The organism is Xanthomonas sp. CFBP 7698, assembly GCF_003600855.1.
GTDB classification, from domain to species: domain Bacteria; phylum Pseudomonadota; class Gammaproteobacteria; order Xanthomonadales; family Xanthomonadaceae; genus Xanthomonas; species Xanthomonas cannabis.
The window spans coordinates 1,579,268-1,605,891 of the sequence record NZ_PRDN01000001.1; the positions used below are offsets into that span (position 1 = coordinate 1,579,268).

Here is a 26,624-nt window from a genome sequence, read left to right on the forward strand (position 1 = left end):
CGACAGGCGAAGCGTAGGCTCGACCGCACCCGGGAGTGAGCACCGTTAGGCGCGCAGCGGAGGGCCGCAACAGAGCGCCAGCGTCGAGGAGGAGGCCTGCACTTGCGGACAGGGACAGCGAAGCTAGGATTCCCTTTAAGAGGCCCAGCGCTGGTTGAGACAGGCCCATGCATGCCCTACTAGGCCTGCGGGCCGAGCGGCATTCAGATGGACGGAGTGACTGATGTCAGCAGCGATGGCTTGGCTTTGCGGCCAGTGATCGAGCTACTGCGGACCTGTGCATGCTTGCCCTACGCAGCATCGCTGCGCTTGAGAAGCACGCAAGCATCGAATGGGCAGGTCCGAGCCGGCGGACTCAGACGTGATCGCCCAAATTTTCAAGCCCATGCCAAGACAAGATCTCCTCGGCCCTGCGGCCGACGAACTGCGCGTCCTCGCTCGTCGCTGCCTTGCTCTCGATGACAGCAGCCATGTTGGCAAAGGCTTGCCAAAAATGACGGCGATCAGGACTTGAGGCCCGCAGAGCGGGCACCGCAGCGTCCAGGCGTTCGAGATGATGGCGCAGCTCGGCTCTGTCCATGGGCTCGAGTATCGGCAGCTTGGTCGCACCACTTGAGACGCATCGTCACGAGGGCAGCACGGGGTTAGTTTCTTTCAGGTGACGGCACGGCGCTGCTCAAGCATTCCGTGGGTGGGAGATTTTTGAGGCCTGGCAACAGCCAAGCTCGGCCTTAGGCAGGCGAAACACTCCTGGCCGCGCAGCGCTAAATCTCTTCATCCGTTGCAGAACTATAAAATCAACGTGCAGCAAAGAAAAACGCCCCAGCGATTGACTGGGGCGCTCTTGGCTAAACTAAATCGTATCGTTAGCCCGGCAGGGTTTCGATTGGACCCACATCACCAGTCGGAATTCTGCCACCACATGAGCCGTAGCAGCCGCCGCCGATCAGCACCCCGCCGCCACCACCACCCGTTCCAGCGGAGCCGCCACCACCGCCACCGCCGCTCGAAGGCTGCTGAGCAATCTTCTCGGCCATTTCCTTTGCCTTCTTTCCGCAAGGCTTCTCAATGTAGACCATGCCGCGGCCAGTATAGTTGAGAATCTTTACGGTGTAGGAAACATATCCCTTGTAGGAGTTTGTGACCCAGTTTCCCTCACCCAACAGTTTGGAGGCTGCCGAATCAAGCCTATCCATAAAAACGGCATTGGCAGGATTCTTGCTGTCGCTAAACTTAGGCAGCTGCGACAAGGGCACCTGAATTGGCACCAGTGGCGGCATCGGGAGTTCCGAGCACGCAAATGCAACCCCAATAAGACCCGTCAGTGACATCGCAGCGACGCCAACTTTCTTCATAATTCCCATTTACGCACCACTCCTTTGAAAAACCAACCAAACAACCTACTGACCGATTGGACGCTTATCCAAAACGGGCGCCCTACCGTGCTTCGACGTATAGATCCGGTCTATTTCAGCGTTGAGCCGCAATGCCTCTGATTCGCCAAGCATCTTTTGCTCTGTTGAAAGCGGCTTAGACATCATGACATCGCGCGTGATTGCTGCACGACTGTCGCCACGCATTTCAGCAACGCGGGACACGGCATATGCCGCCACGGGATCACCACTGGAGCTGCCACCCTGGAAGGACGCCAGCATGTTCAACGCAAAAAGGTTGCCTTCCGCTCCGGCGTCTACCAAGCGCTGTTGCGCCATGGGATCAGACGGCAGAAGCCGCGCATCCAAAATCGTCTGAGCGACCTTATCCCCAGCCTCTGAGGCCTGCTTCAACAGGGCCTCCGGGGCGCCCATGTAAGCCTCTAGCTGCTTTTCATTGGGATAGCCATGACGATCCAGCCACTTCTGCTCGGCCTTGCTTTCGGCATAGCCAGGGTCATTGTCGAAGCTCATTCCATCTCGGGTTTGCGGAACCTCAGGGAACGGATGCCTGACGCGAGAGTCACGTCGCAGATCGGAGCCCCTGTCAATCGACCGAGATGCGACTTGGTCTTCGACTGAATCGCTCGACACAGTCGAGGTCTCATTCCGAGATATGTCGTGCGTTGAGCCATCGCTCTTACGCGATTCGTGCATCCAGATGATGCCCGCTACTACAACGGCCAGTGCTGCTGCACTTAGCGCTACTGCTTTGTTACCCATCTCACCTTCTCGTAATTCCATTACAGCTGCGTATGCGCAGTCCCAAGGAGGATAGCGTTGCAGATCAGCTCGCTTCACGCAAGCTTAATCTTTCAAAAAACTTAGCTTCGTATCGGAGCAAAGGCCTGTCGAAGCAGCGGACGATGAAGACGTGAGCGCGACTCGGATCTTCTTGCTCATTCGGGGCCATGATCCCGAATGAGACCAAGCCTCGCCGTGTTGTGACGGGTGAACTTCTTGCAGGGTGCCGACGTGACGCTGCTCAATCGTCCGCGAGGAGAGCGACCATCGGTCTCGCGTCCGGCAATGTCATATTTCGCTTAGGTTGTTTCGTAATCCACAGGTTTCAATTGCCTCGCGATGTAGGGAATTTCTGAATCGACTCCACCGCCACAGCCACCGATAAACTTAATTAAACTAACAATAATAGGCTAACATTTAACTTATATTCATTTCTAAAATCGACCGTAAAGCTCATTTAGTTAGCTTATTTACTGCAAACAGTACGCAATTGACTGCGATAAATCGGCCTCAATTCGCTGCAAACCTTTGGCCCATAAGGCTTCCCACCAGATAATAGATTGGCGAGTCTGGTAAGCATCCCAGCGGCGATTCCTCAACGCCTAAGGACTTCGCCGTCGCCGCAAATTTTTGTATCGCCCCCGTTGACGAATTTCGGTGGTGTCATATCCCTACTTCCATCTCCGATGGAAGTGACCCATGACCGCTCTACCCTCCGCAGCACTCAACGATTACATCGCTTCGCCCTTCGGCCTCCTGCACTTGGAAGGCATCCACATCGGCCGGTTCCGCATTGACCGCGCCATCATCCGAGGCCGGGAAGCGGCCATCAACCTGCAGGAATGCATCCTTGCCGCGCTCGACGAAACCGGACGAAAGAGCGGCCTGAAGAACAGCACGCGCTACCCCGCCCAGCTGCCCATGGGCACCCCGTCGCGCCCTTTGGCCAAGGAAATCGAAGACCACCTAGAGGACATGCGTCGCCGCCAGCTTGACCCGAAGACCGTCCAGTCCACCGAGCGCACGTTGAAGCTTCTGCTTCTTACCTGCGGCAACATCTCCGCGGCTCGAGTGGACTATCACCACATCCAAGCGCTCTGGACGCTGCTGCGCTGGGCCCCAAGGAATCTATTGTCGGATCCGCTGCTGAAGGACCTCTCCTTCGATGAAGCGATCGCGCTGGGGAAGGAGCAAGACGTGCCGCCGCTGGCGCCTGCCACCGAGGAGCGTCACCGCCGATTCCTTGTTGCCTTCTTCAACCACTTGGTCAACGGACAAGCCATCGACTTGTCACCGATGAAGGCATTCCGAAAGCCCAAGAAGGACGACACCATCGATCCCGACAAGGCGATCCGACTGTTCGAGGACGCAGACCTGCAAGCCATTTTTGACCCCGCGACATTCATTCCTTGGGCCAAGAAACCGCAGTATTGGTGGGCACCGATGATCGGCTTGTATACCGGTGCCAGGGTCAACGAAGTCTGCCAGCTGAAGTTGACCGACATCATCGAGGAACGCGGGGTGTGGTGCATCGCTTTCCAAAAGACGTTGGACCAGGACTTGGCCGCGGACCCGAAGCGACGGCGGCGCAGCCGGCAAAGCATGAAAGGCGCGGGGTGCATGCGCATCATCCCCATTGCCAAGCCGTTATTGGAAGCGGGCTTCCTGGAGTTCGTGGAAGACTTGAAGGAGACGGGCCATCCGCGGCTGTTCCCGCTGCTCTCTGCTGGCGTAAACCGCACGACAGGGGAAACCAATGCACGTTACAGCCAGCAGTTTGTGGTCGATTTCGGCCGCTACCTAAAGAGCCTGGGCTTCCCCAAGGGCGTCGGGTTCCATGCTTTCCGCCACACGCTGGCCACTGAGCTCGACGTCAACGACGTGCCGGAGAAGGAGATTGCCTTGGTCACCGGCCACAGCACCGATCCCCGCGACCGGGTCCAGGTCTTGCGCCAGCACTACCTGCACAAGAAACCGCAGGTGACGCGGAGCAAGCAAATCAGCGCCTTGGAGCTCTACCAGCCCAACGTGGAGCTGCCGCGCTACCAGCGGGGGCAGTTTGCCAAGTCCTTGGCAGATTCAAGCAAGTTCTACCCGTAACGCATCGAAAACGCTGACCAGCGAGAAGTTCTCGCTGGTGCGCGACAGGATGTCTGGCCTGTTGATCCGGAGGGCTGAAGCTAGAGCTGGCTTAGGCCAAATCTTTTGCGCGCGCGGCTGCTAGCTCCTTAGGCAACTTTAGTGACGCAGTGGCATCGAAAACCAACTCTTTTGGGACACTTTTCCAAAAGGACTCAATGGCGTTTGCGAATTCGTCCAAATGCGTGTCCGTCACCTTCATACTGGTGTCGTCAGGGAATGCTCGAACCCATCCATTGACCACTGGAACGAACTCTGGGTAGGCCAACCGGAGATCATCCATCGACCTCCCCTCTCCATGCTTGAACACATTGACGACCAGTCGCATTGCATCCAGGCGAGCATATCCTGGGAAGGTCGCAATACTCAGTCCAAGTGCCTCCAAAAATCTTTCTAGCTGGATGCTATCCATCGTCCACATTGCCCTTCTCGTGTGGATACCTATAACAAACCCAGGTAGCCGAAGCTGATCCACCAAGAAACGTCGCCAAGCTTTGTCCCAGTGATGGAACATACCAGCGACAACGCTTAGGCGAGTCCGCTCATGCATTTCCGAGAGCAGCTCGTAGAAAATGATTCCATGATTTTGCGCATCCTCAGCCTGCTTCCCCTCGTCGTGGATGTCGGGATTGAAGTTGCGGCCGGACTCCTCCCAATGAGCGTCTGCTGCCGCATCTGCCTCCGCCGAGATGTTCCCGAACTTCGAAAGCAGCCTGTCTTTAGCCTGTTGGACATAGAAGCGATGCGCTGTGATCAGCGAATGCCTAACTGGATCATCTAACATGAAAGCAGAACGCATCTTGGAGGTCATGCTTCTTCCTCGACTTCAACCGGAAGCTGAGACAACCAATTCACCATCTCACGAACTCCTGCTGCATCCGCACAAGTAGCATCCACGCCCTTGGTCTCAATATCAATCTGACAAGTAAGCCAAGCGTGTTCGGTTTTTTGCCCGAGGCCAACGTGAGGCTCTATAGCACCACGACTCCAGAGCCAGATGGCTTGACCACGGAGCTTCGCTACTAACGAATCGATGTGAGCAATGGCATCCGCCTCCGCGGCTAGGAGCTCAAATGCCCTGGATGCCGGACCACGCGCGTCTTTCTTAGGCAGGCCGCTTGCGTCCAGAGTGATCACATCATTCTGAGCAAGTCTCGCAAGGATTTCCCTGCAAGCAGCGATGTCAGGATCATCATCCGCGAGGAACCCATGCGCCTGCGCATTACGGAAGGCGTAATCAAGATCCACAATGGCGCACGCGGGAAGACCCAGAGCCGCGAGCACCTCTATCGATTTCTTGGTGTCGGCTACACCGCTCATTGGCACAATCGCCAGCGACGACTGGCCCAGCGTCTTACCAGCAATGGCCTGGAAGAGACATGGGAGCAATCGAAGCTCTGTTTTTCCTTCCGCCAACACCACCTTGTCAGCGAACAACACCTGAGAAGAGTTGGTCAGACTAAAGATTTGGTGCATCTGGTGGGTAGGATTCTCCACCAACTGTTCTATGACGGATAGCAGGCGCGGCCTTGCTTTTGTCCCGTGGGGATGTTTCTTGGTCATCAACAACGCGTTCTTCGCATCCTTGGCAAGGATCATCTGGGCGGAGTGCGTCGAGAACACAACCTGATACCCCAGGTCCGACAAAGCGCGAAGTGCTTCACGCACCTGTTCCACGGCGAAAGGGTGCATGAATAGCTCTGGCTCATCCACTAGAAGCAAGGTGGCCCCACCGGCGGCTGCCGCCCCTCTCTTCAAGTCAGCCAAATGCCGGACCATGGCCATCTGAATAGCTCGCTGCGCTCCATGCCCATATGAACCAAAGGAACGCCCCTGCCCTTCACCCTCGTAAACCTTGACTGTCCCCGCCTTAATCAGATCGTTGAAAGCAGGAACAGGAAAATCAAGTTTGATGCTGATTCCGGGGAAGAGGTTCGAGATCTTGCCATTGATGGACGCATCGATACGACCCAACTCGTCAAAGCGGTCACCGCCCTCAGCTGAAATCATCCCCAGAATTGCCGCCAAATGAGGAGTCAAGGTCTGCTCATGCTGCTCTTGAATAGCAGACAGCATCGATGCAAGCAGCTTTCCGATGGTCGTAGTCGTCTTGGCCTTGCTCGCGTCCTCCTCCGCATTCTCCATCGCCCCAATGCGGATGGGATCCGGGAACAGAGCAGTGATGGCGTTATCGATTCCAGCAGGATTAGGGTCCCACTGGTTGGTGGCCGGGTCCAAAATTGTCAAAGTCACCTCACCACCAGGCACCTCCTGGACTCGCCGAATTTGCAGGGTGCCGTTGTGTATATGTGGCTCGATCTTCTTACGGTGCTTGCCCTCCAGAACATCTAGATCAGCATCTGTGATGCCGACCAGCACCCCCGTAACCTGGACGGGTTGAGCCGGGTCATGGAAGTCTTCAACGGCCAACTTGGCCTTTCGGACTAACCACTGCAACGCCGTGAGGCAGTTGCTCTTTCCGCAATTGTTCAGACCGACCAGTGGAGTGAAGTTGGTTAACTGCAAGGAAGTAGCAACGCACGAGCGAAAATTCCGGATATCCAACTCTGAGATGTAAACAGCCATTCCTTTGCCCCCTAGTTCAGCGGTGAATTACTGAAAGCTGCCCTCATTTGATCCTTAAGGCAATTGTTGTGTTCGCCACCAAGCTCGACTCACGTAGCCGCGTTTTTCTTTGCTGTGCTGCTTGCATAGACAGAACACGCGCTTTCCGTGGCCAGTCAGTCCCGCCGCTTTTTGCTTAGTTACAGGTGGCCGGCTTGTAATGGCCTGTCATCGATAAGCGAGTGTCCCAGTCGCATGTGCCCCGGCCCAAGCCTCGAAATGGCATCGAAGCGCTGCCGATAGTCTTCAACCTCCCAGAGCCAAGCCTCCTGCATTTCATAGTGCGGGTTGTATAGCACCCAGATCAGCCGATCCCACTCGTAGTTCGACGGCTTGGGAACCCGGGTCACTGTGCTGCCTCGCTTACCACTGGGTCGGTTTCCCTTCACTTGGTAGCGCAGGCCCTGATAAACGAAGTCATGGCCCCGCTGGACAGCAGTCGCACCGCACATGCAAGCAGAGTAATCAGCCAGGGAACATCCCAACAGCACGGCAGCGTCGTATTCCGACAATGCAGAGGTGATGGCTGGAGCATTCCCAAAGGCGGCCTCCCAAGCCAAGGAGGCCTCAACTAGCTGCTGGCGCATGCTCTCCATCACTACTTCTTCAGTCCCAGCCAGGTCAGCACAACTGTTAGCGCAATCGCGAACAGAAGGCCAATCACGGCCTTGCCCAGATTATCGGCCAGCCATGATCCCAGCCTGCTGTAAACACTTGCCTCACCTGGGGGCCCATAGATGTAGCTCCCCGTGACGTCCGCGCCCTCACCTATCAAATCCTCGTTGCTCCAGAACAAGTGCCCCATGAACATGACTGGGCCGCCCCGGTTGTTGAGCTCATCGGTGTGGCGGCGACTATCTTCTTGCAGCCTCTCAAGTGTGGGCTCGGCAGCCTCCACTGTCGTGCGAATCGAAGTCCAAGTGATGTCGCGGGTTTGGACCACGGTGTGGTCGATAAGCAGGACCGGTTTGCCCCGCTTGTAGGGCCTCACAAAACGCTTCTTCAGTTCGCTTGGCGACAAGTCAACAAAGAGGGCTTGCTTCTTGTCGGCACCCTTGAGGGTGACGAAAACGTGGTGGAAGCGTCCGCTACCTTCTTGGGCGGTCATGCTTCATTCCAAGAGCAGTTTCTGCGCCAAGTTCTGATTCTTTTGGTGTAGCCCTTGTGTGACCACTCCATGGTGATTCTTGCTCATTCGGATAGCGCAGAGCAGAGATTACTTCTTGGCTTTGCTCACGGCAAAAGATGCCTTCTCCGAGGCACCGGCAAACTCACGCATGTGGTGCAGCAGCTCCTCTTGCTTCGCTGGAGTCAACTGGGAAAGCACCAAGATGGCCTCAGCCATCGTGTCGCTGACAGCGTGGAAATAGGCCACAGGCAGCTCTAACGCCTCCGCCAGCTTTGCCATGCTTTCGTTGTCGGGCATGCGGTCCCCCCGCTCGTAGCGCGAAATCCTGGGAGCTGCCGAGTTCTGTTCCTCGAGCCCGAGAACAGCCCCCAAGGCGGCTTGGTTCATGCCCCGCGCAAGCCTGGCCTGACGAAGGCGACGGCCAAAGGTGTATGCGGGAGGCAGCGGAGCAGGCATGAAGACCAACGAAGGATGAATTGACCCCCAAGTCTGCCGCTTCCAATCCTGCGCTGCATTTGCCATATTTGCAAATACGCCAAACGGGCAGTATTGCAGGGGTTTTCGATGAAGCACGCAGGACACGAAGCGTTCACTGCGCTCTTGGCGTTGACGATCGTCTCGCCGTTCACCATCTACGCCCAAGATGTGCCGGCACAGAAGCCCGGCTTCTTCCGTCAGCTGGGAAAGGGATTGGGCGACGCCGGGAAACAGATGGTCGGCATCAAGCCGAACGCGGCAAGCAAGGCCGGCAGCCAAGGCACTGGCTCGATTTATGAACCCCTTAGCGGTGCCGGGAAGCTGCGCGGGCTCTTCAAGGGCGACAACCACCAGCAAGCCCAACTCGGGAAGTTGGACTGGCCCCGAGCCGCGTTGACCTTCACCGAGTGGGGCGCTTCGCTGCCCTGCTGGACGGCGGAGGCCCGCATCTGGACCAACGCCACGGCGTCTACCACCGAGACCTTCCGCACCTGCTTCGATGCCGCGGTGACCGAGACCGACGACCTGGGCGACACCGCCGAGCTCAACACCTCCGCTCTCTGGAAAGGCCGGGACACGCTCAACGGCATCCGGGTGCCTTCCAGCAAGCCCAATACGGGCGCCCAGCGCTCCACGGGCCCCAACCCTCCGGCCCAGCCCTTTGTCGTCAACGTGAGCCGGCCCGGCGTGGCTGACCGCGCCGTCGATGTCGCCCTGCGCGTCGCCTGGGTCTCGGGATTTCTCCAGACCGCAGACCTGCACCCGGGGTCGTCGGGAATGCTGACGCCCTTCAAAGACACCAGGCTCTGGATTGCTGGTTTTAAACCCGACGGCAATCGCGACAACTAGCAGGCCCCGGCTTTGCCCGCTTTCCCATCCCTCAGAAAAGGAACGACATGAAAAATGCATGGATCGGCCTGGTCGCATCGACCGTGGCCCTGGGCCTGACCGCCTGCAGCGGCAAGCCGTCGAACGGCAACGCCAAGGAAGCCTTTGTCCAACTGCTGAAAGACAGCGGTGCTGGCCAAGTCACCGACGTTCAGAACTTCGAGCTTTCCGCCTGCGTGGAAGCGGAGGGCGCCGAGGGCTACCGGTGCGACACCCGTGGCCAAGCCTTGCTCAACATTGAGGGCCGGCAGGTGCCGATCCCCGTCAGCAAGAACCTGAGGTATGCCAAGGAATCCGGAACCTGGAGGGCCTACGCCAAATGAGCATGAAGGCCGATTCGATGGCAGGAACGTCCGTCGACGCCCTGGGGGCCGGCGGGGACGCCGCGCGGCGAGCTGTTCCCAGGAAGGTCATGACCCCGCACAACCGCTTCTTCTGGTGGTTCTCGCTGAGCCTGCTCTTCCTCGGCCCCTTCGGCTTCATCGTCGGGCCACTCATGGCGAGGCGAGGATTGCGGAAAGCAGAGCGCTTTTACGCTTTCGAGGCTCATATGGCACGTCAGCATGATCGTGGCTTCAGCTGGTGGCAGTGGTGGGTCATGACGCCGCTGACCGTCATGGGAGCTTTCTGGGTCACCTCGGTGCTCAGCGGGCTTCCCATAGTGCTGCTGGTGCTTTGGGTGCAGCTCACACAATAAAATTTTTTAGCTAAATGCCTCAAAAGCGCAAGGACGCGCGCTCGCTTTATCGGCTTCTTCTCTATGAGGGTAAAACCGGCGTAATGTCTGCCTGGATGCTAAGCATCCAAGAGCAATGTCACCTTTGAATCGCTACATACTTGATTCGCAAGTGCCGACAGTTATACGAAAATCTACCCGTTCAAAACTTTTCGAAAATTATGCTCTTCAATTCCAAGCATGAGCGATGCTTCGGTCACACTAAGGACTCCGGAGTATGCCTTGGCCTGCGTTCTAAGCAAATAGCTGGCTGGGTCCCTTGGATTCATTATAAAACCAAATGCAAGCCTGGCCAAAATCAAACTATCGAGACGGCGGTGGCTCCTCCAGAGAGCTTCTCGCCGTCCACTCGGAAAATCAACTCCGAGCCGATAGTCAATTGCTAAGTCCAACTCGCGACGCATGATTTCACGCTGCTGAGCCCTCTTGACAATCGGCGGATATTCGCTCCGGATTCGGACCGACGCAGCGATGTATTCAGCGCGACTAAGCCGCCGTCCATAGCTAGAGTCCGGGCGGCCGGGGGCGATTGGGGGATGATCCGGGGGAGTACGCATTCTTTACGATCTCTGGGTCTGAGAGAACAATGCGTTCGTTTGGGGAAATGTCAAGCAAGGACGTGTAGTCCCTATCGCTTAGGAGATGCTGGAGCTCCACCTGAAAATCAATGACCAACTCGTCAAACGCCTCCACAAACGCTACCCATCTGTTAACGGGGTCCACTGCTAATGACAACTCAAGACGAAGCCTATTCACCTCAAATTTTCTACGAATGCTTATCATTTCCATATAAATCGACCTATCAAATTCTCCTTCTTCCCGCACGCGGCTTCTATAGCGCAATAGCAAGCCGAAATGCTTTAACTCAAAGGCCAGAGCCTGTTGTGCCCGTTCATCCCAAAGCTTCCTCAAATTTTTTTCGAGAACGTCAGGAGATGTAAATTCATCAAGACTAATTTCACCTTGGATGCTCTCAAGCCATTTCTTCTCCAATTCATGTAGCACAAGACTTTCGCGCATGAATGCTCGACTGTGCCTTCCCGCCGCAGACCCAGCGGGTGTGTTACCGATACTGTCAGCATAAGGTGAGGACAGACATTGACCTATGTCCCCTGAAACGTCAGCATGCTCAAAGAATGGAGCTTTAAAAAGGCCCAAGCCAGCAGATTCACGACCATAAATATGGAATAGCGCTACAGATAGTAGATAGCCTCTAGCATTTTCCGCAACGATGTCAGCCGGCTTAAGAATCCTGTTTGCAGCCTGATGGCAAACCCCATTGACAAGATAATGGGTGATACCCGCTCTTTCATCTGGCTCTGCAATTTTTTCTGCACGCAGTGTGCTCCCGTTCCCAACGTCTACTACTGTCCCGCCCTGCTTGCCTCCCCAACACCCCCATGCAAAGGCACCGCTCCCACAAGAAACATAGGTGTGATCGGCTAAGTTAAGAGCAATTGTTGTCGGGTAACAGCATACTTGCAATATTCCCACGAAAAGCCCTCGAAGATTATTGAACGGCTATTACGTCGCCAGCATAGAGCCACTAGAGATGCATCCCATTCGTTGGCGCTAAGTTAGAGAGTCCCTTAGATTGTTTTCAAATTGCCATTGGCTGTAGACGGGAAGCGAGACAAGCAGATTTAATTTCGTAAGCGTAGCCACCCGGTCTGGCAAGCTCCGCCGGTCAATGTAGAACTTCTCCAACACGGTCTGCCCAGTCCCGTGCCCCGTGAGGGCCCCAATCGCTGAAGCAGACACCCCCGCCTCGTCGAGCTTTGAAGCGATGGTATGGCGGAACCCGTGGAAACCTTGCCCCTTCTCCGACACCCCTTGCCGCTTGATGTAGACGGAGAACTGGCGGCTCAGCTGCCGTCCGTAACCCAGCCCTGTCGAGTTGGGCAGGTCCGGGAATAGCCGCTCCACTCCAGCCTGTCGGGCCTCTTCTACGTAGGTCAGGAAGCCGCAATCGATTACCGGCTGAGCCAGCGGAATAAACCGCCGGCTGTGCTTGTTCTTGATGCTCTGCTTCTTCCCGAGCTTGCGGACGAAGAAGCCGGGCACCCCATCAATGGTGTCGATGTCCTCCAGCCGAAGCTGTGCGATTTCGTTGACGCGAGCGCCGGAGTAGAGCCCCAGGATCGGGCCAAACCACCGATGGGGGTATTTCGACGCCCACTTCGGGAACTCTACCGGGTCAAAGATGGCCTTTAGCTCGGCATCGGTGAACGGCGAGCCGGTGTCTTCCGAGTCAGGCGTGGAAATCGCCCGGATGCCTGCCAGGGGATTCACCGTCAGATGCTTGCCCTCGACCAGCGACACCAGGAACACGCTCAACCGTTGCCGGTGCTTCGCCATGGTCCACGCCGCCGGTTCCGGCTCCTGGTTCTTCTTCGCCAGCTTGATGACCTCGGGCACCGGCAGGTCGCGGTAAGCCGGCCGCTTGGTCGCATTCGACGGCCAGTAGCGCACGCCCTCAAAGAAGGCCCGCACGTGATCCTGGGTCAGCGAGGCCACGGGCACATCCTTGCCGATGATTCCGGCAAACAGCCGCAGGGTGTGACGGCTTTCCAATACGGTCTTCTGATGCAGGCGCGCGCCGGCCAAGTCCTTCAAATGATCGGCCATCGCCTTGGACAGCATCAGCGCCTTGAGTGCATCGCCGCCGCCGGAGATGCGTTGACTGCCCTCGCGCAACTGTTGCCGACGCTTGGCCACCCTCGCCTCCATGACCTCGGTGGGCTCTGTCTGCCGCGCCCGCACCATCAGGTCTCCGAAGATCCCGGCATCAGCAGGATTGTCCAACTGCGCCTGAGCGATGCGCGTGCCGTCCGGCAGCGTCACATCTTTCAGGGTCAGCTCTTTGATGTCCCCACTGCGAACCTTTTCCAGCAGTTCTTCCAGATCCACGGTCATCCCTTTCCGCATGGCATCGAATGCCATCGATAGTGCCATCCCCATCGTGGCGGCCGCCAGCCTGGCGTGGTCCCCACGACGGTTTCCCAGCGACCGGACAAGGTAACGCGAGCCAATCGAGGCTCGAAGATCGGTGGGAACAAAGAAGCGCGCATACAGGCCGGCCGAGCGCGACATCATCAGAGGCTTGGGCAAGATTGATACCTCGATTGATACCTCAAGGGGCATCGCTCGGAATCATCAATCGGCCAAAATACCCAACTCAATCAAGCGGTTAAGGACTGAGTAGAAGCTCTGGAGCGGGCGATGGGAATCGAACCCACGTCAGTAGCTTGGGAAGCTACAGCTCTACCATTGAGCTACGCCCGCACGGCGTTGGGAGAGTTTAGGCGGGTGTAGGCATCGGGCGCAATGCGCAGACGTGACGGGGGCCGGTTGCCCGGCCCTCGTGTCTTGCAAGGTGCTGCCTGCAGCGGTTCGGCGTGGCTCAGAAATTGCCGCTGAAGTTCACGAACAGCGTCGCATCGCGGGCACTGCGCTGGGCGGTGGTGGTGCTCAGGCCGATGTTGCTCTGCAGGCCCCACAGGCCGGTGCGCGCGCCCAGCACCACGGTGGCGTAGTTGCGGTCGAAGTTCTGGCCCGGGACGGTGTACATGCCCACTTCCGGCATCGACTGCAGCCAGGCGCTGGCTTCGCCACCGTCCTTGAACTCGTGGTCGTAGGTCGCCTGCAGGTACGGCTTGATCGCGGCGCCGTCCAGGCGTACCTGGAAGCCGACGCGGCCGATCAGCGAGTCGATATCCTGGTCGGCATAGCCCAGCGCGGTGGCACTGGCGTCGCTTTCGGTATAGCCGTCGAGCTTGATCTTCTGCCAGGTCAGGCCGGCCACCGGGCCGTACTTGACGTTGCCTTCGCCCAGCGAATAGCCGGCGTTGAGCGCGGCGGTGAGATTGCTGCCGTCCGGCGAGCCGCTGTGCACGCGGGTCGCTGGCCCCAGTTGCACTTCACGGTCCACGTCGTAGCTCAGCCAGCTGTAGCTGACCTGGGCGTTGACCCACACCGGGCCGGTGTACCAGCCGAAGAAGCCACCCAGGGTGGTGTCGTCCTGCTTGAAGCTGCCGCTGCGGTTGCCGAAGTCCGCGTCCATGCGGCCGAAGCCGGCAAAGCCGCCGAACACCAGGTCGCCGGCCGTCCAATCCACGCCGAACAGGCCGGCCGGGGCCATGCCGTCGTACAGGTCGGCGTGGTCGTAGCGCTGCATGTCGCCGCGCACGCTGCCCCACCAGCGCAGCCCGTCGGCGTCCGGCTTGCCGTCCAGATGCCAGGCCACTTGATCGGCACGGGCGCGGCCACCGGCCTGCGCCGAGTGCGTCAGCACCTGCTGCAGGCGCGGCGCTTCCAGCAGCGAAATCGCGTACTCGCCCAGGATCTGGTGCACCGCCGTGGTCGGGTGGATGCCGTCGGCGAAGACGTAGGTGGTCGGTGCGTTGGCGGCGACCAGGCTGGTCGGGTTGCAGGCCGGCAGTTGCAGTGCCGGGTTGCAGGCGGTGTTGGTGACGTTGGTGAAGCCGAAGGTGCCCGGCGCGGCGACGATTTCCTGCAGCATGTGGAAGGTGTCGAGCGGGATCACGCGCAGGCCGGCCGATTGCAGCCCGTTGAACAGCGCGGTGTTGTAGGTGGTGGCCGCTGCGGTGCCCTGGGCCATGGCGGCTGCGCCGCCGGCGCGGAAGCGCGGGGTGATGCCGATATCGGGAATGGTCGGCACCATCACGTAGCGCGCGCCGGCAGTCTGCAGCGTGGCCACGGCGCCCACCTGGGCGGTGACCGCGCTGCCAATGATGGCCTGTGCCTGTGCCGGCACGGTAGCTGCGGCCAACAGGTCGTTGGCGCCACCCCACACGCTGTACAGCGCGTTCGGGTTGGCGCGGCCGCCATTGGCGGTGAGATAGGTGTTGATCTGGCTGGTCACCGACGGCGCGGCACCGAGTGCGCTGACCGAGCTGGCCTGGATGCGCGCGCCGCCGGCAGCGTAGTTGTCGCCGGTCTGGCCATTGCCGTTGGGCGCAGCATTGGTGCCGAAGTGGTCGCCGACATATTCGGCCCACACCCAACCCGGGTTGGTGGTGAACTTGCCGGTGACCGGGCGCGAAGCAGCCGGCAGCAACGGGGTGTAGTAGCCGCTGTCGGTGAGGCTGTCACCGAAGAACACGGTCTGGTCGAAGGCCTGCTCGGCCATGGCCGGGGTGGCCGCGATAGCGATGGCGACCGCCATCAGGGAGCGGATCGGGCGAAGTGTTGAAGCCATGGGAGTGCCTGCTTGAAAGTGGATGGGACCGGACCGGCCTGCATACGTACGCCGGCGAATGGCAATGGTTTCACCCTCGCCGCCCGCGCTCACGCTGCATCGCCGCATAACGCAAAAACGCGCGCCCTGACGGCGCGCGATGCAACAATGATGACATGAACATTCGACTCAACGGCGCCCCGCGCTCGCTCCCCGACCACCTGCCGCTGGCCGCCCTGCTGGAACAGGAAGGCCTGACCCAGCGACGCGTGGCAGTGGAGGTCAATGGCGAAATCGTGTCGCGCGGGCGGCACGCCGAGCATGTGTTGCGCGAGGGTGATGTGGTGGAGATCGTGCACGCGTTGGGCGGCGGTTGATGCCCCGCGCGGCCGGCGCATCCGCGCCCGATCGGTGATAATTGCCGAATGACGAATTCCGCCCCCTCTGATGCGCTGGTCATCGCCGGCAAACGCTATCGCTCGCGCCTGCTGACCGGCACCGGCAAGTTCAAGGATCTGGACGAGACCCGCCTGGCCACCGAGGCCGCCGCGGCCGAGATCGTGACGGTGGCCATCCGCCGGGTGAACATCGGCCAGGACCCCAACGCGCCCAGCCTGCTCGACGTGCTGCCGCCGGAGCGCTACACGCTGCTGCCCAACACCGCCGGCTGCTACACCGCCGACGACGCGGTGCGCACCTGCCGGCTGGCACGCGAGCTGCTGGACGGCCATAACCTCACCAAGCTGGAAGTGCTGGGCGACGAGCGCACGCTGTATCCGGATGTGGTGCAGACGCTCAAGGCCGCCGAGCAGCTGGTGGCCGATGGCTTCGAGGTGATGGTCTATACCTCCGACGACCCGATCCTGGCCAAGCGCTTGGAAGAGATCGGCTGCGTAGCGGTAATGCCGCTGGCCGCGCCGATCGGCTCCGGCCTGGGTATCCAGAACAAGTACAACCTGCTGGAAATCATCGAGAACGCCAAAGTGCCGATCATTGTCGACGCAGGCGTAGGCACCGCCTCGGACGCGGCGATCGCGATGGAGCTGGGCTGCGACGGCGTGTTGATGAACACCGCCATTGCCGGCGCGCGTGACCCGATCCTGATGGCCAGCGCGATGCGCAAGGCGATCGAGGCCGGGCGCGAAGCGTTTCTGGCCGGGCGGATTCCGCGCAAGCGCTATGCATCGGCATCGAGCCCGGTGGATGGTGTGATTGGATGAGTGGGTGGTCTGCGTTGACATTGGGGCCGAGGCGCAATGATTGGCAGTACGGAGTGCCGGATATGACCGCTGCCAGATCGCGCGTTGCTGCGAGCGCCCCCCTCACGCCGTACCCTCACCGGACCCCCGGGCCGCGCCTGCGTCGCGGGCGCTCCCAGGCACGCGCGCCCACGGCGCGCACGCTGTGCCTCCTCGCCCCGGTGGAAGAGGGGCTTTCGTTTTGCTGATGACTTAATTCATGACTGACCCCTTCACCAGCGACGGCGCCAAGATGCCGCCCAAACCTTTCACCATCGAAGAAGGCCGCCGACAGGTGCGCAGCTTCGTGCTGCGCCAGGGCCGCTTCACGCCTGCGCAGCAGCGTGCGTTCGATGAGTTGTGGCCGCGTTTCGGGCTGGACTACACCGGTGCCCCGCGCGATCTGGCTGCCACGTTCGGACGCGACGCGCCCAAGGTGCTGGAAATCGGCTTCGGCAATGGTGCGGCGTTGCGCTTCGCCGCGCAGCAGGACCCCAGCCGCGATTACATCGGCATCGAGGTGCATGCGCCCGGCGTGGGCCGTCTGCTCAACGCGCTGGACGAGGACGGCAGCACGCATGTGCGCCTGTATCACCACGATGCGGTGGAAGTGCTCGAACACGAGATCGCCGATGGCGCACTGGACGAGGTGCGCATCTATTTCCCCGACCCGTGGCACAAGAAGCGCCACAACAAGCGTCGCCTGATCCAGCCGGCATTCGTGCAGCTGATGGTGCGCAAGCTGCGCGAGGGTGGCCGCCTGCACGCGGCCACCGACTGGGCCGATTACGCCGAGCAGATGTGGGACGTACTCGACGCCACACCGGGCCTGGTCAACCGCGCCGGCCCGCGCGGCCACGTCGAACGCCCCGCCTGGCGCCCGCAGACCCACTTCGAAACCCGCGGCCAGAAGCTTGGGCACGGCGTGTGGGATCTGGTTTATGACAGGGATTCGGGAATCGGGATTGGGGATTCGTAACGGCGCCTTCCCGCACACTCGACGCCGCAGCAGCTCAACGAATCCCCACTCCCGAATCACGAATCCCGGCCCCCAATGGACACCGCGCTGACGCTGACCAACGATATGAAGCTCGTCCTCGGGCTGGTCGGTTTCACGATGGCGATGTTCCTGTTCGAGCGCATCCGCGCCGACGTGGTGGCCTTGATCGTGCTGGTAGTGCTCGGCGTCACCGGGTTGGTGGCGCCGGAAGAACTGTTTGGTGGTTTTTCCGGTAATGCGGTGATGAGCATCATCGCCACCACCATTCTTGGCGCGGGGCTGGAGCGCACCGGTGCATTGAACCGGTTGGCCACCTGGCTGCTGCGGCGTTCGCACGGCAGCGAGCAGCGCCTGATGATGATGACGCTGGCCATCTCCGGCTTGAATTCGTCGTTCATGCAGAACCCGTCGGTGATGGCCCTGTATCTGCCGGTCGCCTCGCGGCTGGCCGCGCGTACCGGGCTCACCCTGCAGCGCATGTTGTTGCCGATCGCCGCGGCGATCGTGATGGGCGGCGCGCTCACCATGGTGGGTAATTCGCCGCTGATCCTGCTCAACGACCTGCTGGTCTCGGCCAACAACAACCTGCCCTCGGGCATGGCCAGCATCGAACCGTTGACCATGTTTGCGCCATTGCCGATCGGTGTGGCGCTGCTGATCGCCGCACTGCTGTACTTCCGCTTCTACGGCGACCGCAAGCTGATCGAAGAAGAACGCCTGATCAACGAAGGCGTCACGCCCTCGCGCACCGAAAGCTATTTCGCCAAGACTTACGGCATCGACGGCGACGTGTTCGAACTCACCGTGACCGCCGAAAGCCCCTTGGTCGGCATGACTCTTGGCGAGGCCGAGGCCATCCATGACGCGCCGTTGCTGCTGGCCCTGAAGACTGGCAACGACACCCGCCTGGCCCCTCCGGCGGACATGCGCATCTGGGTGGGCAGCGTGCTCGGCGCCATGGGGCCGCGCCAGGAGGTGAACGATTTTGCGCAGAACCACTTCCTGCGCATGTCCTCGCGGCTGCGCAACCTGGGCGACCTGTTCAACCCCAGTCTTGCAGGCATTTCCGAGGCGCTGATCCCGCCCAACTCGCGGTTGATCGGCAAGAGTGCCGGCGAGCTGCGGCTGCGCAAGCAGGCCGGCATCAGCCTGCTGGCGATCAACCGCGACAAGCAGGTCATCCGCGAGGACGTACGCAACGTGCCGCTGCGCGCCGGCGACATGCTGGTGTTCCACAGCATCTGGCAGGACCTGGCGCAGGCGGCGGAAAGCCGCGATTTCGTGCCGGTCACCGACTTCCCGAAAGGCGAGCAGCGCCCCCACAAGTTCAAGATCGCGATGGCGATCTTCGCCTTCACCATCTTGATCGCACTGACCTCGCGCCTGCCGGTGGCGCTGACGCTGATGACCGGCGTGGCCTGCATGCTGGTGAGCGGCGTGCTGCGCATGGACGAGGCCTACGCCTCGATCAACTGGAAGACCATCTTCATGATGGCCGGGCTGATCCCGCTCGGCTGGGCGATGGACAGCAGCGGCACCGCGGCCTGGGTGGCCGGCCACACCATCGACCGGCTGCCCGAAGGCATCCCGGTCTGGGCGCTGGAAATCAGCCTGGCCTTGCTGACCACCGCGTTCTCGCTGGTGATCAGCCATGTGGGTGCGACCATCGTGATGGTGCCGATTGCGGTGAATCTGGCGCTGGCCGCCAATGGCAACCCGACGGCGTTTGCGCTGATCGTGGCGTTGTCGGCATCCAACAATCTGATGACCGCCTCCAACCCGGTGATCTCGATGGTGGCCGGCCCGGCCAACTATCAACCGCGCGAGCTGTGGCGCGTGGGCGCACCGTTGTCGCTGATCTACATCGTGGTGATGGTGTCGATGATCAACCTGATGTTCTGGTGGGCGGCGCGTTAGAGCCGGGCCCAAGGCCATGATGCTGGCGCTCTGCTTCGATGGCGCGGGCATATCGCAGCCAAGCCCGCAGTAACGCCCACTGCGCGACACCGTCGCGTTGAACAGCATTGCAATGCAGCGGCGCATCCCTGCGTGCGCCAGTTGCCAGCGCTCACGCACCTGGTGCAGCGCTACCCCAGCACCACCTGCTCGCCCTCGACACGCACCGGCACCGCTACCAGCGACTGCCCGCGACAGGGCCCGCTGATGCATTCGCCGGCATCAAGCTCGAACGCGGCGCCATGGGCTGCGCAGACCAGGTGGCCATCCTTGGTCGTGAGGAACTGCCCCGGTGCCCAGTCCAGCCGGCGGCCGGCGTGCGGGCAGATGTTCAACCACGCGCGCACCTGCAGGCCCTGGCGATACACCACCAGCGACTCGGTGCCCTCGCCCAACGCTGCTTCGACTTCCAGCAATCCGGCATCGGGAATCTGCGTCAACGCGATGCGTGTGGTCGAGGAAGACGAGGACATAGACCTGAAAGAGGTAAGAGTGGCCGCCGATTGTGGCATGCGACTGCGCGCGCGTCGGCGCGCTGCGTGCCGGGCGTGAGTGCCCGCAGGACCGGACGGTAACTCGTACACCTTGGCTACGGCAGACCTCGGTCGTCGCGCCACATGTGATGCGTTTAACAAAACTGGCGTTGGATTAACGAAGTTTTCACTCAATGACATGAAACCGCAACGATACTTCGCGCTTGTTTCCTGCCCGGCAGCCCACCGCCATGCCTGCACGCTTGTTCCAATACGGCAACCTCCATTCCCTGTTTGCGCCCCGCAAGCCGCGTCACCCATTGGTGCGCGTTGCTGCCGGCCTGGCAGGCCTGGCGATTCTTGCGGTGCTGATCTTCTTCAGCGTGTTTGTCGGCGCGGCCATGATACTGGGCGGTATTGCCTGGAAGGTCCTGAGCAAGTCGCACCGTAGCCCCCCGCAGCAGGCGCGCGTGGTCGATGCCGAGTACCGCGTGGTACGCAAGCCCGCGTTGCCGATGTCGCACTGAGCGTCCACACGCTTGCGCTGTACATCCCGCATCGTCTGGCCGCGGGAATGAAACCCCGCTACCTCCATCGGCATGTGCTCGCACATGCCGTTCTGCATTGCGGGGCCTGAACATGTTGGGTCCTCGCCGTGCGGGCCACCGTCCAAGCGCGTTTCAGCAGTGAAGGTTCCGTCGTACACAGCCGAGCGGCTAGACTCACGCGTCCCCCGTTCGAGGATGCGCGCATGACCCACGATGTGATTCCCGCCGCCGATGTTCCGCGCATTCCGGTGGTGGGTGGCGGCAGCTTTCCGGTGCACCGCATCTATTGTGTGGGGCGTAACTTCGCCGACCACGCGCGCGAGATGGGCGCCAGTGCGCCGGCGTCCAAGGCCGAACGCGGTCAGCCGACCTTTTTCATGAAGCCTGCCGATGCCATCGTGGTCGGTCACGGCGACCAGATCCCCTATCCGCCCGGTACCAGGGAGCTGCATCACGAGGTGGAACTGGTGGTGGCGCTGGGCAGCGATGCACCTGAGGGCGAATTGCCGGTGGAGCAGGCCGAGCGCCTGATCTACGGTTATGGCGTGGGCCTGGATCTGACCCGCCGCGATCTGCAGGCCGCTGCCAAGGCCAAGGGCCTGCCGTGGGATATCGCGAAAGGCTTCGACCATTCCGCACCGGTCAGCGAGTTGGTGCATGCCGGCGAAGTCGGCGCGCTGGAGGCGCTGAATCTGTCGCTGGAGGTCAACGGACAGGTGCGCCAGCAATCGTTGCTGGACCAGATGATCTGGAACGTGCCGGAGATTTTGCACGAGCTGTCCAAGCTGTATGCACTGCGTGCGGGCGATCTGATCTTCATGGGCACGCCGGCCGGCGTCGGCCCGCTGCTGCCGGGTGATCAGTTCAGTGCTCGCCTGGAAAACGTCGCCGAACGCCACGGCATCATCGCGGGCTGACATCGGCCGGGCTACGATCGGGCTGCGGCAGTTGGTCCGCGTCCGCATCAGGAGTGCGATATGGGAATGGTCAGCGAATTCAAGCAATTCGCGATGCGCGGCAATGTCATCGACCTGGCTGTCGGTGTGGTCATCGGTGCGGCGTTCGGCAAGATCGTCACCGCGCTGGTGGAAAAGATCATCATGCCGCCGATCGGTTGGGCCATCGGCAATGTGGATTTCTCACGCCTGGCGTGGGTGCTCAAGCCTGCGGAAGTGGATGCCACCGGCAAGGAGATTCCGGCGGTGGTGGTCGGCTACGGTGATTTCATCAACACCGTGGTGCAGTTCGTGATCATCGCGTTTGCGATCTTCCTGGTGGTCAAGCTGATCAACCGCCTGAGCCATCGCAAGCCCGACGCGCCCAAGGGCCCGAGCGAAGAAGTGCTGCTGCTGCGCGAGATTCGCGACTCGCTCAAGACCGACACGCTCAAGACGCCAGGCGCGCTGTAAGCGGACGCAACCAACGCGCGCTTCGCGCGCAGGGATGACTTTTCGCACGCCGACCGGGGACCTTGCGCTGATAAGCTCAGGGTCCCCTCGTCGTTGGAGCGTCCTGCATGCGTCGCCTCGCTGTTGCCATCTCTGCCCTACTCGCCTGCTCCTGCGCGCTCGCCGCACAGACCAGCATTTCCGACAGCGCATTGCGCACCGCGGCGCAGTTGCGCGAGCAGGCCCTGGCCGATGACACCGGCTTTGCGGTGGTGCAATCGCTCACCACCGAAGTAGGCCCACGCATTGCCGGCGGCGAAGCAGATCCGCGTGCGGTGGCCTGGGCCAAGGCCAAGTTCCAGTCGCTGGGCTTCGACAAGGTGTGGACCGAGCCGGTGAGCTTTCCCAAGTGGGAACGCCGCAGCGAACATGCGGCGGTCGTCGGCGCGCACGCGCAGCCACTGACCGTCACCGCGCTGGGCGGCAGCCCCGGCGGCACGGTCGAAGGCGAGGTGGTGCGGTTTGAAAACCTGGCCGCACTGCAGGCCGCGCCGGCCGGATCGCTGGCCGGCAAGATCGCATTCGTCGACTACCAGATGGTCAAGGCGCGCGACGGCAAGGATTACGGCAATGGCGGTGCCGTGCGCAGCAAAGGGCCGTCGGAAGCGATTCGCAAGGGCGCAATTGGATTTGTGATGCGCTCGGCCGGCACCGACTCGCACCGGGTGCCGCATACCGGCATCACCCGTTTCGATGACGGCCTGACGCCGGTGCCGGCCGCGGCGCTGTCGGTACCCGATGCCAACCAACTGGCTCGCCTCGCTGCGCTGGGCACGACGCGCCTGCGGCTGGCGCTGGACTGCGGCTGGGACGGCACGGCCACCTCGTACAACGTCATCGGCGAGATCACCGGGCGCAGCAAGCCCAAGGAAGTGGTGGTGATCGGCGGGCATCTGGATTCGTGGGATCTGGGCACCGGTGCGATCGACGACGGTGCCGGCGTGGCGATCACCATGGCTGCCGGCCACCTGATCGGCCAGCTCAAGCAGGCACCCAAGCGTACGATTCGTGTCGTGGCCTTTGCCAACGAAGAGCAAGGCCTGTACGGCGGCAAGGCGTATGCCGCCGCGCACGGCAGGGATGCCAAGGACCTGGCGCTGCATCAGATTGGCGCAGAGAGCGACTTCGGCGCCGGGCGCATCTATGCGTTCAACACCGGCTCTGCCGCCCCGGACGACTCGCGTGCCGCGACCAAGCAGATTGCCGAGGTGCTGGCACCACTGGGCATCGCGTATACGCCGGACAAGGGCGGCCCCGGTCCGGATGTGGGGCCGATTTCCGCCAAGGGCGGCGCCTGGGCGTGGCTGGCGCAGGACGGCACCGATTACTTCGACCTGCACCACACCGCCGACGACACGCTGGACAAGATCGACCCAAAGGCGCTCGCGCAGAACGTGGCCGCCTACACCGTGTTCGCCTATCTGGCAGCCGAGGCAGATGGCGATTTCGGCAGCCGCGCAAAGTCTGTGCAACCGCCGAACGAGTAATCTGGGAACGCAGCACGGCGTTGGCGTTTCTACTCCAGGACGAGCACACACGATGGTGGCCAAGCGGCAACGCAGTGCAAACAACGCGGCGACGTTGCTGGACGTCGCCAAACATGCAGGCGTGTCACCGATGACCGCATCGCGCGTGATCAACCGGCATCCGCATGTCGGCCAGGACATGCGCACGCGTGTGGAAGCGTCGGTGCAGGCGCTGGGCTACCGCCCCAATCTTGCAGGCCGCTCGCTGCGTACCAGCGGCCTGTTGCGCATCGGCGTGCTGTACAGCAATCCCAGTGCGGCCTACCTCAATCAATTCATGCTCGGGCTGCTGGAGCAGAGCAGCCTCAACGGCAGCCAAGTGCTGGTGGAAAAATGCGGCGCCATCCGCAGCCAGCGCGCAGCGACCGAACGCCTGCTCGCCGCCGGCGTGGATGGGGTGATCCTGCCGCCGCCACTGTGCGATTCGCGCCAGACCATTGCCGAACTGGATGCGCGCGGCATCCCGGTGGTGGCCGTGGCCAGCGGCGCGCCGATGGCGCAAATCAGCTCGGTGCGCATCGACGACTATCAGGCCGCACGCGCCATCGTCGCGCACCTGATCGAGCTCGGGCATCGCCGTATCGCGCTGATCAAGGGCGACCCGAAACACACCCCAAGCGCGCTGCGCGCCAACGGATACCTGGACAGCCTGCAGGCCGCCGGCCTGCCGATCACCGACGCGTTGATCGCCGAGGGGCTGTTTACCTACCACTCCGGTCTGCTCGCAGCGCGTAGCCTGCTGGCGCAGCCGCACCCACCCACTGCGATCTTTTGCAGCAACGACGACATGGCTGCCGCAGCGGTGGCGGTGGCGCATGGTCTGGGCCTGCGCGTGCCCGAAGACGTGTCGGTGGCCGGCTTCGACGACACACCGGTCGCCACCACCATCTGGCCGGAACTCACCACCGTGCATCAACCGGTCACCGCGATGGGCCGTGCAGCGGTGTCGTTGCTTGCCGACGCCATTCGGCAACGGCGCAAGGGCGATGCCGCCCACGGGGTGCATCAGGTGATGAAATACACCCTGGTCAAACGCGGTTCGACGGCTGCCCCGCCAAAGGGGTAGCCACCGCACCGGCAGTGCCGCGCGCGCCGCAGCGACGCAATGTCATCAAAGAAGATACTGCTGCCCGGAATCATCGCACTGGCCCTCGTGGCGACACATGCCAATGAATTTACGAGCAAGGCGTCATTGGTGCGATACGGGTGGTTCATAGAGACAGAATCGGTATGGTGTTGGATCCGTATCGCCTCTTGCTCGGTCTATGCGCAGACAGACCAACGATCGAGCGAGGTAACGGGCCAACCGCACCTGCGGTATCCCCGGCAGCCGAGTGGCTGCCGGGGACATTTACACAACATCAGCGACACAGCGGTAGCACCCTTGCAGTGGACGCCATCGCAGACCTCAGGATCGGCGATGCGGGCACGCTGGGTGCGCCTGCCGCGTCACCTGTTCGGCTTGGCTCGCACGACAGCTGACGGGGCGCTCGCTCCTGCCGCGCTGTTTGCAGTCACCACATAGTCGTAGTCGGCGCCATTGCTGACCGATTGATCGACATACGATGCCGCTGCGACATTGGCACCCACCGTAGTGAATGCACCGGCTCCACCGGCACGCCGCTGCACCGTGTAGCTGGTAGCGCCGGCCACTGGCGACCAGCTCAGCCTGACCCGGCTGTCGCCGACGGCGGCGGTGAGGCCGCGCGTTGCGCTCGGCGCGGCGACCGCTGCCGCGGTGGCCACCGCGGTGCTGGCAGTTGCGATGACCGGGTACGCGTTGTTCACCAGTTCGATGAACTGGTTATGGAACCATGCACCGGAGATCGGCGCACCGGCGAGCGCGCCGGTCAACACGCCATCGGCCGTGGTGTACGTGGGGTCGCACATGCGGTCGAAGCCCTTGCCCTCGTTGTTCGGAATCAGGGTGCTGGACCCATCGGACTCGCCCGGCGGCTTGACCCAGGCATACGCGTCCAGATGCGGGCCCGGCGCGGCGGTCGGAAGTGCGCCGATGCCTGCGCCACTTTGATTGCACCAGTTGCCGCGATGCAGGCGGCGATCGATGCGGCCGGTATTGACGTACGAATTGATGTCGCTACCGAAGGCGCTGGTCGGGCGATTCGGACCACCCCAGCCGTTACGGCCGGTATCGATGATGAAGCCGATCGTGCTGGGCCAACCCGCGCTGACAAATCCGTTGTACAGGGCCTGGGTGAAATCGGTCTCGTCGAAATACGGATTCCATTCGTAGAATTTCGCCGACTTGATCGGCTGACCATTCACGCTCAACTCGGGATTGGGCAGATTCGGCTCATTCAGCGGCGTGGTGTTGGCGGTATTGGTGACAAAGCCATCCACGCTTGCCAGACCCGCATTCGTCCCCTGCACCACCCGGGTATACAGCGAGATGGACGGGCCGCGGTTGCTGTCCCAGCCCAGCCAGCCGGAGTGGCCGATATCCAGATAATTGTAGGTATTGGGTATCGCGTGCAGTTTATTGAGCGCGTACTTGATGCCTTCTTCGTAGATCCCGGTCGAATTGGCAAGCGCGCAGCGCATGTCATTCAAATTGGTGACCAGATTGGGCAGGCTGTCGGGCTCAATGACATTGACGATGCGGATATCTTTATATTTGGGATCGGCAAAGATGGCCGCAATCACATCGATATATTCCTTCTTGTAACGCTCCAGCGCGGCGGGCGTGAGCGGCAATTCACCATTGGACGCCAGCGCATGGCAATCGCGCCCGGGTAGATCGTAAATGACGAAGCTGGCAGTAATCGGCGTATTGGCCTTTTTCTGCGCCAGCGCCGCATCCAGATGCCCCCTCAGACCGAGCCGCCCGGCATTTTGCGAACCACCGGCGATTGCCGCAATACGATCCAGCCACACTGCGGTCGGCAGGGTTTTGACCACGCCCATCTTGGCCTTCAACGGAACGCCCTTTATCTTCCCGATCGATGCATCGACTTTCTTGGCGTAATCCGGATTGACATAACCGGTGGCACCAACGAATGGATTATCGACGTGGGCCTGCGCGCAGACCGTCGCCACGACCATC

26 protein-coding genes and 1 tRNA gene are annotated in these 26,624 nt (G+C 61.2%); 13 read left to right on the plus strand and 14 right to left on the minus strand.

Features of this window, described 5'->3' with window-relative positions; genetic code table 11:
• Positions 1-355: 355 nt before the first annotated feature.
• From XnspCFBP7698_RS06665 to XnspCFBP7698_RS21615, 3 genes are all read right to left on the minus strand, one after another.
• The gene (locus tag XnspCFBP7698_RS06665) at positions 356-580 is read right to left on the minus strand and encodes a hypothetical protein (RefSeq protein WP_039732135.1); all 225 of its coding nucleotides are present in this window, start codon (positions 578-580) and stop codon (positions 356-358) included.
• Positions 581-866: 286 nt separating this feature from the next.
• The gene (locus tag XnspCFBP7698_RS06670) at positions 867-1,364 is read right to left on the minus strand and encodes a hypothetical protein (protein WP_039732237.1); all 498 of its coding nucleotides are present in this window, start codon (positions 1,362-1,364) and stop codon (positions 867-869) included.
• 36 nt (positions 1,365-1,400) lie between these two features.
• The gene (locus XnspCFBP7698_RS21615; RefSeq protein WP_039732238.1) at positions 1,401-1,907 is read right to left on the minus strand and encodes a hypothetical protein; all 507 of its coding nucleotides are present in this window, start codon (positions 1,905-1,907) and stop codon (positions 1,401-1,403) included.
• A gap of 969 nt (positions 1,908-2,876) precedes the next feature.
• Here XnspCFBP7698_RS21615 and XnspCFBP7698_RS06680 point away from each other — a divergent pair.
• Positions 2,877-4,277, plus strand: a complete 1,401-nt coding sequence (locus XnspCFBP7698_RS06680; RefSeq protein ID WP_104580844.1) for a site-specific integrase — start codon at positions 2,877-2,879, stop codon at positions 4,275-4,277.
• A 91-nt stretch (positions 4,278-4,368) separates the two neighbouring features.
• Here XnspCFBP7698_RS06680 and XnspCFBP7698_RS06685 read toward each other — a convergent pair whose 3' ends face one another.
• From XnspCFBP7698_RS06685 to XnspCFBP7698_RS06705, 5 genes are all read right to left on the minus strand, one after another.
• Positions 4,369-5,127: a hypothetical protein gene (locus XnspCFBP7698_RS06685; protein ID WP_104580843.1), complete on the minus strand. Its 759-nt coding sequence runs from the start codon at positions 5,125-5,127 to the stop codon at positions 4,369-4,371.
• Positions 5,124-6,902 carry an AAA family ATPase gene (locus tag XnspCFBP7698_RS06690; RefSeq protein ID WP_104580842.1) on the minus strand — a complete coding sequence of 593 codons (1,779 nt, stop codon included), beginning with the start codon at positions 6,900-6,902 and terminating at the stop codon, positions 5,124-5,126. The genes XnspCFBP7698_RS06685 and XnspCFBP7698_RS06690 overlap by 4 nt, the downstream gene beginning before the upstream one ends.
• 179 nt (positions 6,903-7,081) lie before the next feature.
• The gene (locus XnspCFBP7698_RS06695; RefSeq protein WP_046832447.1) at positions 7,082-7,537 is read right to left on the minus strand and encodes a hypothetical protein; all 456 of its coding nucleotides are present in this window, start codon (positions 7,535-7,537) and stop codon (positions 7,082-7,084) included.
• Positions 7,538-7,539: 2 nt separating this feature from the next.
• Complete coding sequence (locus XnspCFBP7698_RS06700) at positions 7,540-8,049, minus strand: hypothetical protein (protein WP_046832448.1); 510 nt, start codon at positions 8,047-8,049, stop codon at positions 7,540-7,542.
• A gap of 108 nt (positions 8,050-8,157) precedes the next feature.
• A complete protein-coding gene (locus XnspCFBP7698_RS06705; RefSeq protein WP_123137353.1) occupies positions 8,158-8,526 on the minus strand; it encodes a helix-turn-helix transcriptional regulator in 369 nt (122 codons plus the stop codon).
• Between the two features lie 108 nt (positions 8,527-8,634).
• Here XnspCFBP7698_RS06705 and XnspCFBP7698_RS06710 point away from each other — a divergent pair, with 108 nt between their 5' ends.
• Genes XnspCFBP7698_RS06710 through XnspCFBP7698_RS06720 form a run of 3 tightly spaced genes read left to right on the plus strand, consistent with a single transcriptional unit; the run spans position 8,635 to position 10,132 of the window.
• The gene (locus tag XnspCFBP7698_RS06710; protein WP_104580840.1) at positions 8,635-9,396 is read left to right on the plus strand and encodes a hypothetical protein; all 762 of its coding nucleotides are present in this window, start codon (positions 8,635-8,637) and stop codon (positions 9,394-9,396) included.
• A 47-nt stretch (positions 9,397-9,443) separates the two neighbouring features.
• On the plus strand, positions 9,444-9,758 hold the full coding sequence (locus XnspCFBP7698_RS06715) for a hypothetical protein (RefSeq protein WP_104580839.1): 315 nt from the start codon (positions 9,444-9,446) through the stop codon (positions 9,756-9,758).
• Positions 9,755-10,132 carry a hypothetical protein gene (locus XnspCFBP7698_RS06720; protein ID WP_199680061.1) on the plus strand — a complete coding sequence of 126 codons (378 nt, stop codon included), beginning with the start codon at positions 9,755-9,757 and terminating at the stop codon, positions 10,130-10,132. Before XnspCFBP7698_RS06715 ends, XnspCFBP7698_RS06720 begins: the two co-directional genes overlap by 4 nt.
• A 543-nt stretch (positions 10,133-10,675) precedes the next feature.
• Here the strand turns inward: XnspCFBP7698_RS06720 and XnspCFBP7698_RS21335 are convergent.
• From XnspCFBP7698_RS21335 to XnspCFBP7698_RS06740, 4 genes are all read right to left on the minus strand, one after another.
• Positions 10,676-11,665, minus strand: coding sequence for a hypothetical protein (locus XnspCFBP7698_RS21335; protein WP_146093246.1), 990 nt, complete (start codon positions 11,663-11,665; stop codon positions 10,676-10,678).
• Between the two features lie 78 nt (positions 11,666-11,743).
• Positions 11,744-13,315 (minus strand): site-specific integrase, encoded by a 1,572-nt coding sequence (locus XnspCFBP7698_RS06730; protein ID WP_104580837.1) that lies wholly within the window; start codon positions 13,313-13,315, stop codon positions 11,744-11,746.
• A gap of 67 nt (positions 13,316-13,382) precedes the next feature.
• Positions 13,383-13,456 (minus strand) — tRNA-Gly (locus tag XnspCFBP7698_RS06735).
• Positions 13,457-13,574: 118 nt separating this feature from the next.
• Positions 13,575-15,359, minus strand: coding sequence for an autotransporter domain-containing protein (locus XnspCFBP7698_RS06740; protein WP_104580780.1), 1,785 nt, complete (start codon positions 15,357-15,359; stop codon positions 13,575-13,577).
• 188 nt (positions 15,360-15,547) lie between these two features.
• Between XnspCFBP7698_RS06740 and thiS the strand changes: the two genes are divergently transcribed.
• The 4 genes from thiS to XnspCFBP7698_RS06760 all read left to right on the plus strand — a co-directional run bounded on the left by thiS (position 15,548) and on the right by XnspCFBP7698_RS06760 (position 19,526).
• Positions 15,548-15,748 (plus strand): sulfur carrier protein ThiS, encoded by a 201-nt coding sequence (gene thiS / locus XnspCFBP7698_RS06745; RefSeq protein ID WP_104580779.1) that lies wholly within the window; start codon positions 15,548-15,550, stop codon positions 15,746-15,748.
• 48 nt (positions 15,749-15,796) lie between these two features.
• Entirely contained in the window at positions 15,797-16,591 is a 795-nt protein-coding gene (locus XnspCFBP7698_RS06750) for a thiazole synthase (protein WP_104580778.1), read from the plus strand.
• 238 nt (positions 16,592-16,829) lie between these two features.
• Positions 16,830-17,588, plus strand: a complete 759-nt coding sequence (gene trmB, locus XnspCFBP7698_RS06755) for a tRNA (guanosine(46)-N7)-methyltransferase TrmB (RefSeq protein ID WP_104580777.1) — start codon at positions 16,830-16,832, stop codon at positions 17,586-17,588.
• A 75-nt stretch (positions 17,589-17,663) separates the two neighbouring features.
• Positions 17,664-19,526: an SLC13 family permease gene (locus tag XnspCFBP7698_RS06760; RefSeq protein WP_047693072.1), complete on the plus strand. Its 1,863-nt coding sequence runs from the start codon at positions 17,664-17,666 to the stop codon at positions 19,524-19,526.
• 170 nt (positions 19,527-19,696) lie between these two features.
• Here XnspCFBP7698_RS06760 and XnspCFBP7698_RS06765 read toward each other — a convergent pair whose 3' ends face one another.
• Positions 19,697-20,038 carry a Rieske (2Fe-2S) protein gene (locus XnspCFBP7698_RS06765; RefSeq protein ID WP_104580776.1) on the minus strand — a complete coding sequence of 114 codons (342 nt, stop codon included), beginning with the start codon at positions 20,036-20,038 and terminating at the stop codon, positions 19,697-19,699.
• 251 nt (positions 20,039-20,289) lie between these two features.
• Here XnspCFBP7698_RS06765 and XnspCFBP7698_RS06770 point away from each other — a divergent pair, with 251 nt between their 5' ends.
• The 5 genes from XnspCFBP7698_RS06770 (at position 20,290) to XnspCFBP7698_RS06790 (ending at position 24,626) form a co-directional block, all read left to right on the plus strand.
• Positions 20,290-20,565, plus strand: a complete 276-nt coding sequence (locus XnspCFBP7698_RS06770) for a membrane protein (protein WP_047693074.1) — start codon at positions 20,290-20,292, stop codon at positions 20,563-20,565.
• A 224-nt stretch (positions 20,566-20,789) separates the two neighbouring features.
• Entirely contained in the window at positions 20,790-21,503 is a 714-nt protein-coding gene (locus XnspCFBP7698_RS06775) for a fumarylacetoacetate hydrolase family protein (protein ID WP_047693075.1), read from the plus strand.
• A gap of 60 nt (positions 21,504-21,563) precedes the next feature.
• Complete coding sequence (gene mscL / locus XnspCFBP7698_RS06780) at positions 21,564-21,995, plus strand: large-conductance mechanosensitive channel protein MscL (RefSeq protein WP_039415313.1); 432 nt, start codon at positions 21,564-21,566, stop codon at positions 21,993-21,995.
• A gap of 107 nt (positions 21,996-22,102) precedes the next feature.
• Positions 22,103-23,521, plus strand: coding sequence for a M28 family peptidase (locus tag XnspCFBP7698_RS06785; RefSeq protein WP_104580775.1), 1,419 nt, complete (start codon positions 22,103-22,105; stop codon positions 23,519-23,521).
• A gap of 52 nt (positions 23,522-23,573) precedes the next feature.
• Positions 23,574-24,626, plus strand: coding sequence for a LacI family DNA-binding transcriptional regulator (locus tag XnspCFBP7698_RS06790; protein ID WP_104580774.1), 1,053 nt, complete (start codon positions 23,574-23,576; stop codon positions 24,624-24,626).
• A gap of 383 nt (positions 24,627-25,009) precedes the next feature.
• Here the strand turns inward: XnspCFBP7698_RS06790 and XnspCFBP7698_RS06795 are convergent, their stop codons facing one another.
• Positions 25,010-26,623, minus strand: coding sequence for a glycoside hydrolase family 6 protein (locus XnspCFBP7698_RS06795; protein ID WP_233548947.1), 1,614 nt, complete (start codon positions 26,621-26,623; stop codon positions 25,010-25,012).
• Position 26,624: the final 1 nt, after the last annotated feature.

Coding starts and splice junctions, on each gene's coding strand:
- XnspCFBP7698_RS21615 (WP_039732238.1), bottom strand. CDS start 1,907: ATGAGCTTCGACAATGACCCTGGCTATGCCGAAAGCAAGGCCGAGCAG.
- XnspCFBP7698_RS06720 (WP_199680061.1), top strand. CDS start 9,755: ATGAGCATGAAGGCCGATTCGATGGCAGGAACGTCCGTCGACGCCCTG.
- XnspCFBP7698_RS06785 (WP_104580775.1), top strand. CDS start 22,103: ATGCGTCGCCTCGCTGTTGCCATCTCTGCCCTACTCGCCTGCTCCTGC.
- XnspCFBP7698_RS06680 (WP_104580844.1), top strand. CDS start 2,877: ATGACCGCTCTACCCTCCGCAGCACTCAACGATTACATCGCTTCGCCC.
- trmB (WP_104580777.1), top strand. CDS start 16,830: ATGACTGACCCCTTCACCAGCGACGGCGCCAAGATGCCGCCCAAACCT.
- XnspCFBP7698_RS06770 (WP_047693074.1), top strand. CDS start 20,290: ATGCCTGCACGCTTGTTCCAATACGGCAACCTCCATTCCCTGTTTGCG.
- XnspCFBP7698_RS06765 (WP_104580776.1), bottom strand. CDS start 20,038: ATGTCCTCGTCTTCCTCGACCACACGCATCGCGTTGACGCAGATTCCC.
- XnspCFBP7698_RS06795 (WP_233548947.1), bottom strand. CDS start 26,623: ATGGTCGTGGCGACGGTCTGCGCGCAGGCCCACGTCGATAATCCATTC.
- XnspCFBP7698_RS06685 (WP_104580843.1), bottom strand. CDS start 5,127: ATGACCTCCAAGATGCGTTCTGCTTTCATGTTAGATGATCCAGTTAGG.
- XnspCFBP7698_RS06790 (WP_104580774.1), top strand. CDS start 23,574: ATGGTGGCCAAGCGGCAACGCAGTGCAAACAACGCGGCGACGTTGCTG.
- XnspCFBP7698_RS06670 (WP_039732237.1), bottom strand. CDS start 1,364: ATGGGAATTATGAAGAAAGTTGGCGTCGCTGCGATGTCACTGACGGGT.
- XnspCFBP7698_RS06665 (WP_039732135.1), bottom strand. CDS start 580: ATGGACAGAGCCGAGCTGCGCCATCATCTCGAACGCCTGGACGCTGCG.
- XnspCFBP7698_RS06730 (WP_104580837.1), bottom strand. CDS start 13,315: ATGCCCCTTGAGGTATCAATCGAGGTATCAATCTTGCCCAAGCCTCTG.
- XnspCFBP7698_RS06715 (WP_104580839.1), top strand. CDS start 9,444: ATGAAAAATGCATGGATCGGCCTGGTCGCATCGACCGTGGCCCTGGGC.
- mscL (WP_039415313.1), top strand. CDS start 21,564: ATGGGAATGGTCAGCGAATTCAAGCAATTCGCGATGCGCGGCAATGTC.
- XnspCFBP7698_RS06760 (WP_047693072.1), top strand. CDS start 17,664: ATGGACACCGCGCTGACGCTGACCAACGATATGAAGCTCGTCCTCGGG.
- thiS (WP_104580779.1), top strand. CDS start 15,548: ATGAACATTCGACTCAACGGCGCCCCGCGCTCGCTCCCCGACCACCTG.
- XnspCFBP7698_RS06710 (WP_104580840.1), top strand. CDS start 8,635: ATGAAGCACGCAGGACACGAAGCGTTCACTGCGCTCTTGGCGTTGACG.
- XnspCFBP7698_RS06775 (WP_047693075.1), top strand. CDS start 20,790: ATGACCCACGATGTGATTCCCGCCGCCGATGTTCCGCGCATTCCGGTG.
- XnspCFBP7698_RS06690 (WP_104580842.1), bottom strand. CDS start 6,902: ATGGCTGTTTACATCTCAGAGTTGGATATCCGGAATTTTCGCTCGTGC.
- XnspCFBP7698_RS06700 (WP_046832448.1), bottom strand. CDS start 8,049: ATGACCGCCCAAGAAGGTAGCGGACGCTTCCACCACGTTTTCGTCACC.
- XnspCFBP7698_RS06740 (WP_104580780.1), bottom strand. CDS start 15,359: ATGGCGGTCGCCATCGCTATCGCGGCCACCCCGGCCATGGCCGAGCAG.
- XnspCFBP7698_RS06705 (WP_123137353.1), bottom strand. CDS start 8,526: ATGCCTGCTCCGCTGCCTCCCGCATACACCTTTGGCCGTCGCCTTCGT.
- XnspCFBP7698_RS06750 (WP_104580778.1), top strand. CDS start 15,797: ATGACGAATTCCGCCCCCTCTGATGCGCTGGTCATCGCCGGCAAACGC.
- XnspCFBP7698_RS06695 (WP_046832447.1), bottom strand. CDS start 7,537: ATGGAGAGCATGCGCCAGCAGCTAGTTGAGGCCTCCTTGGCTTGGGAG.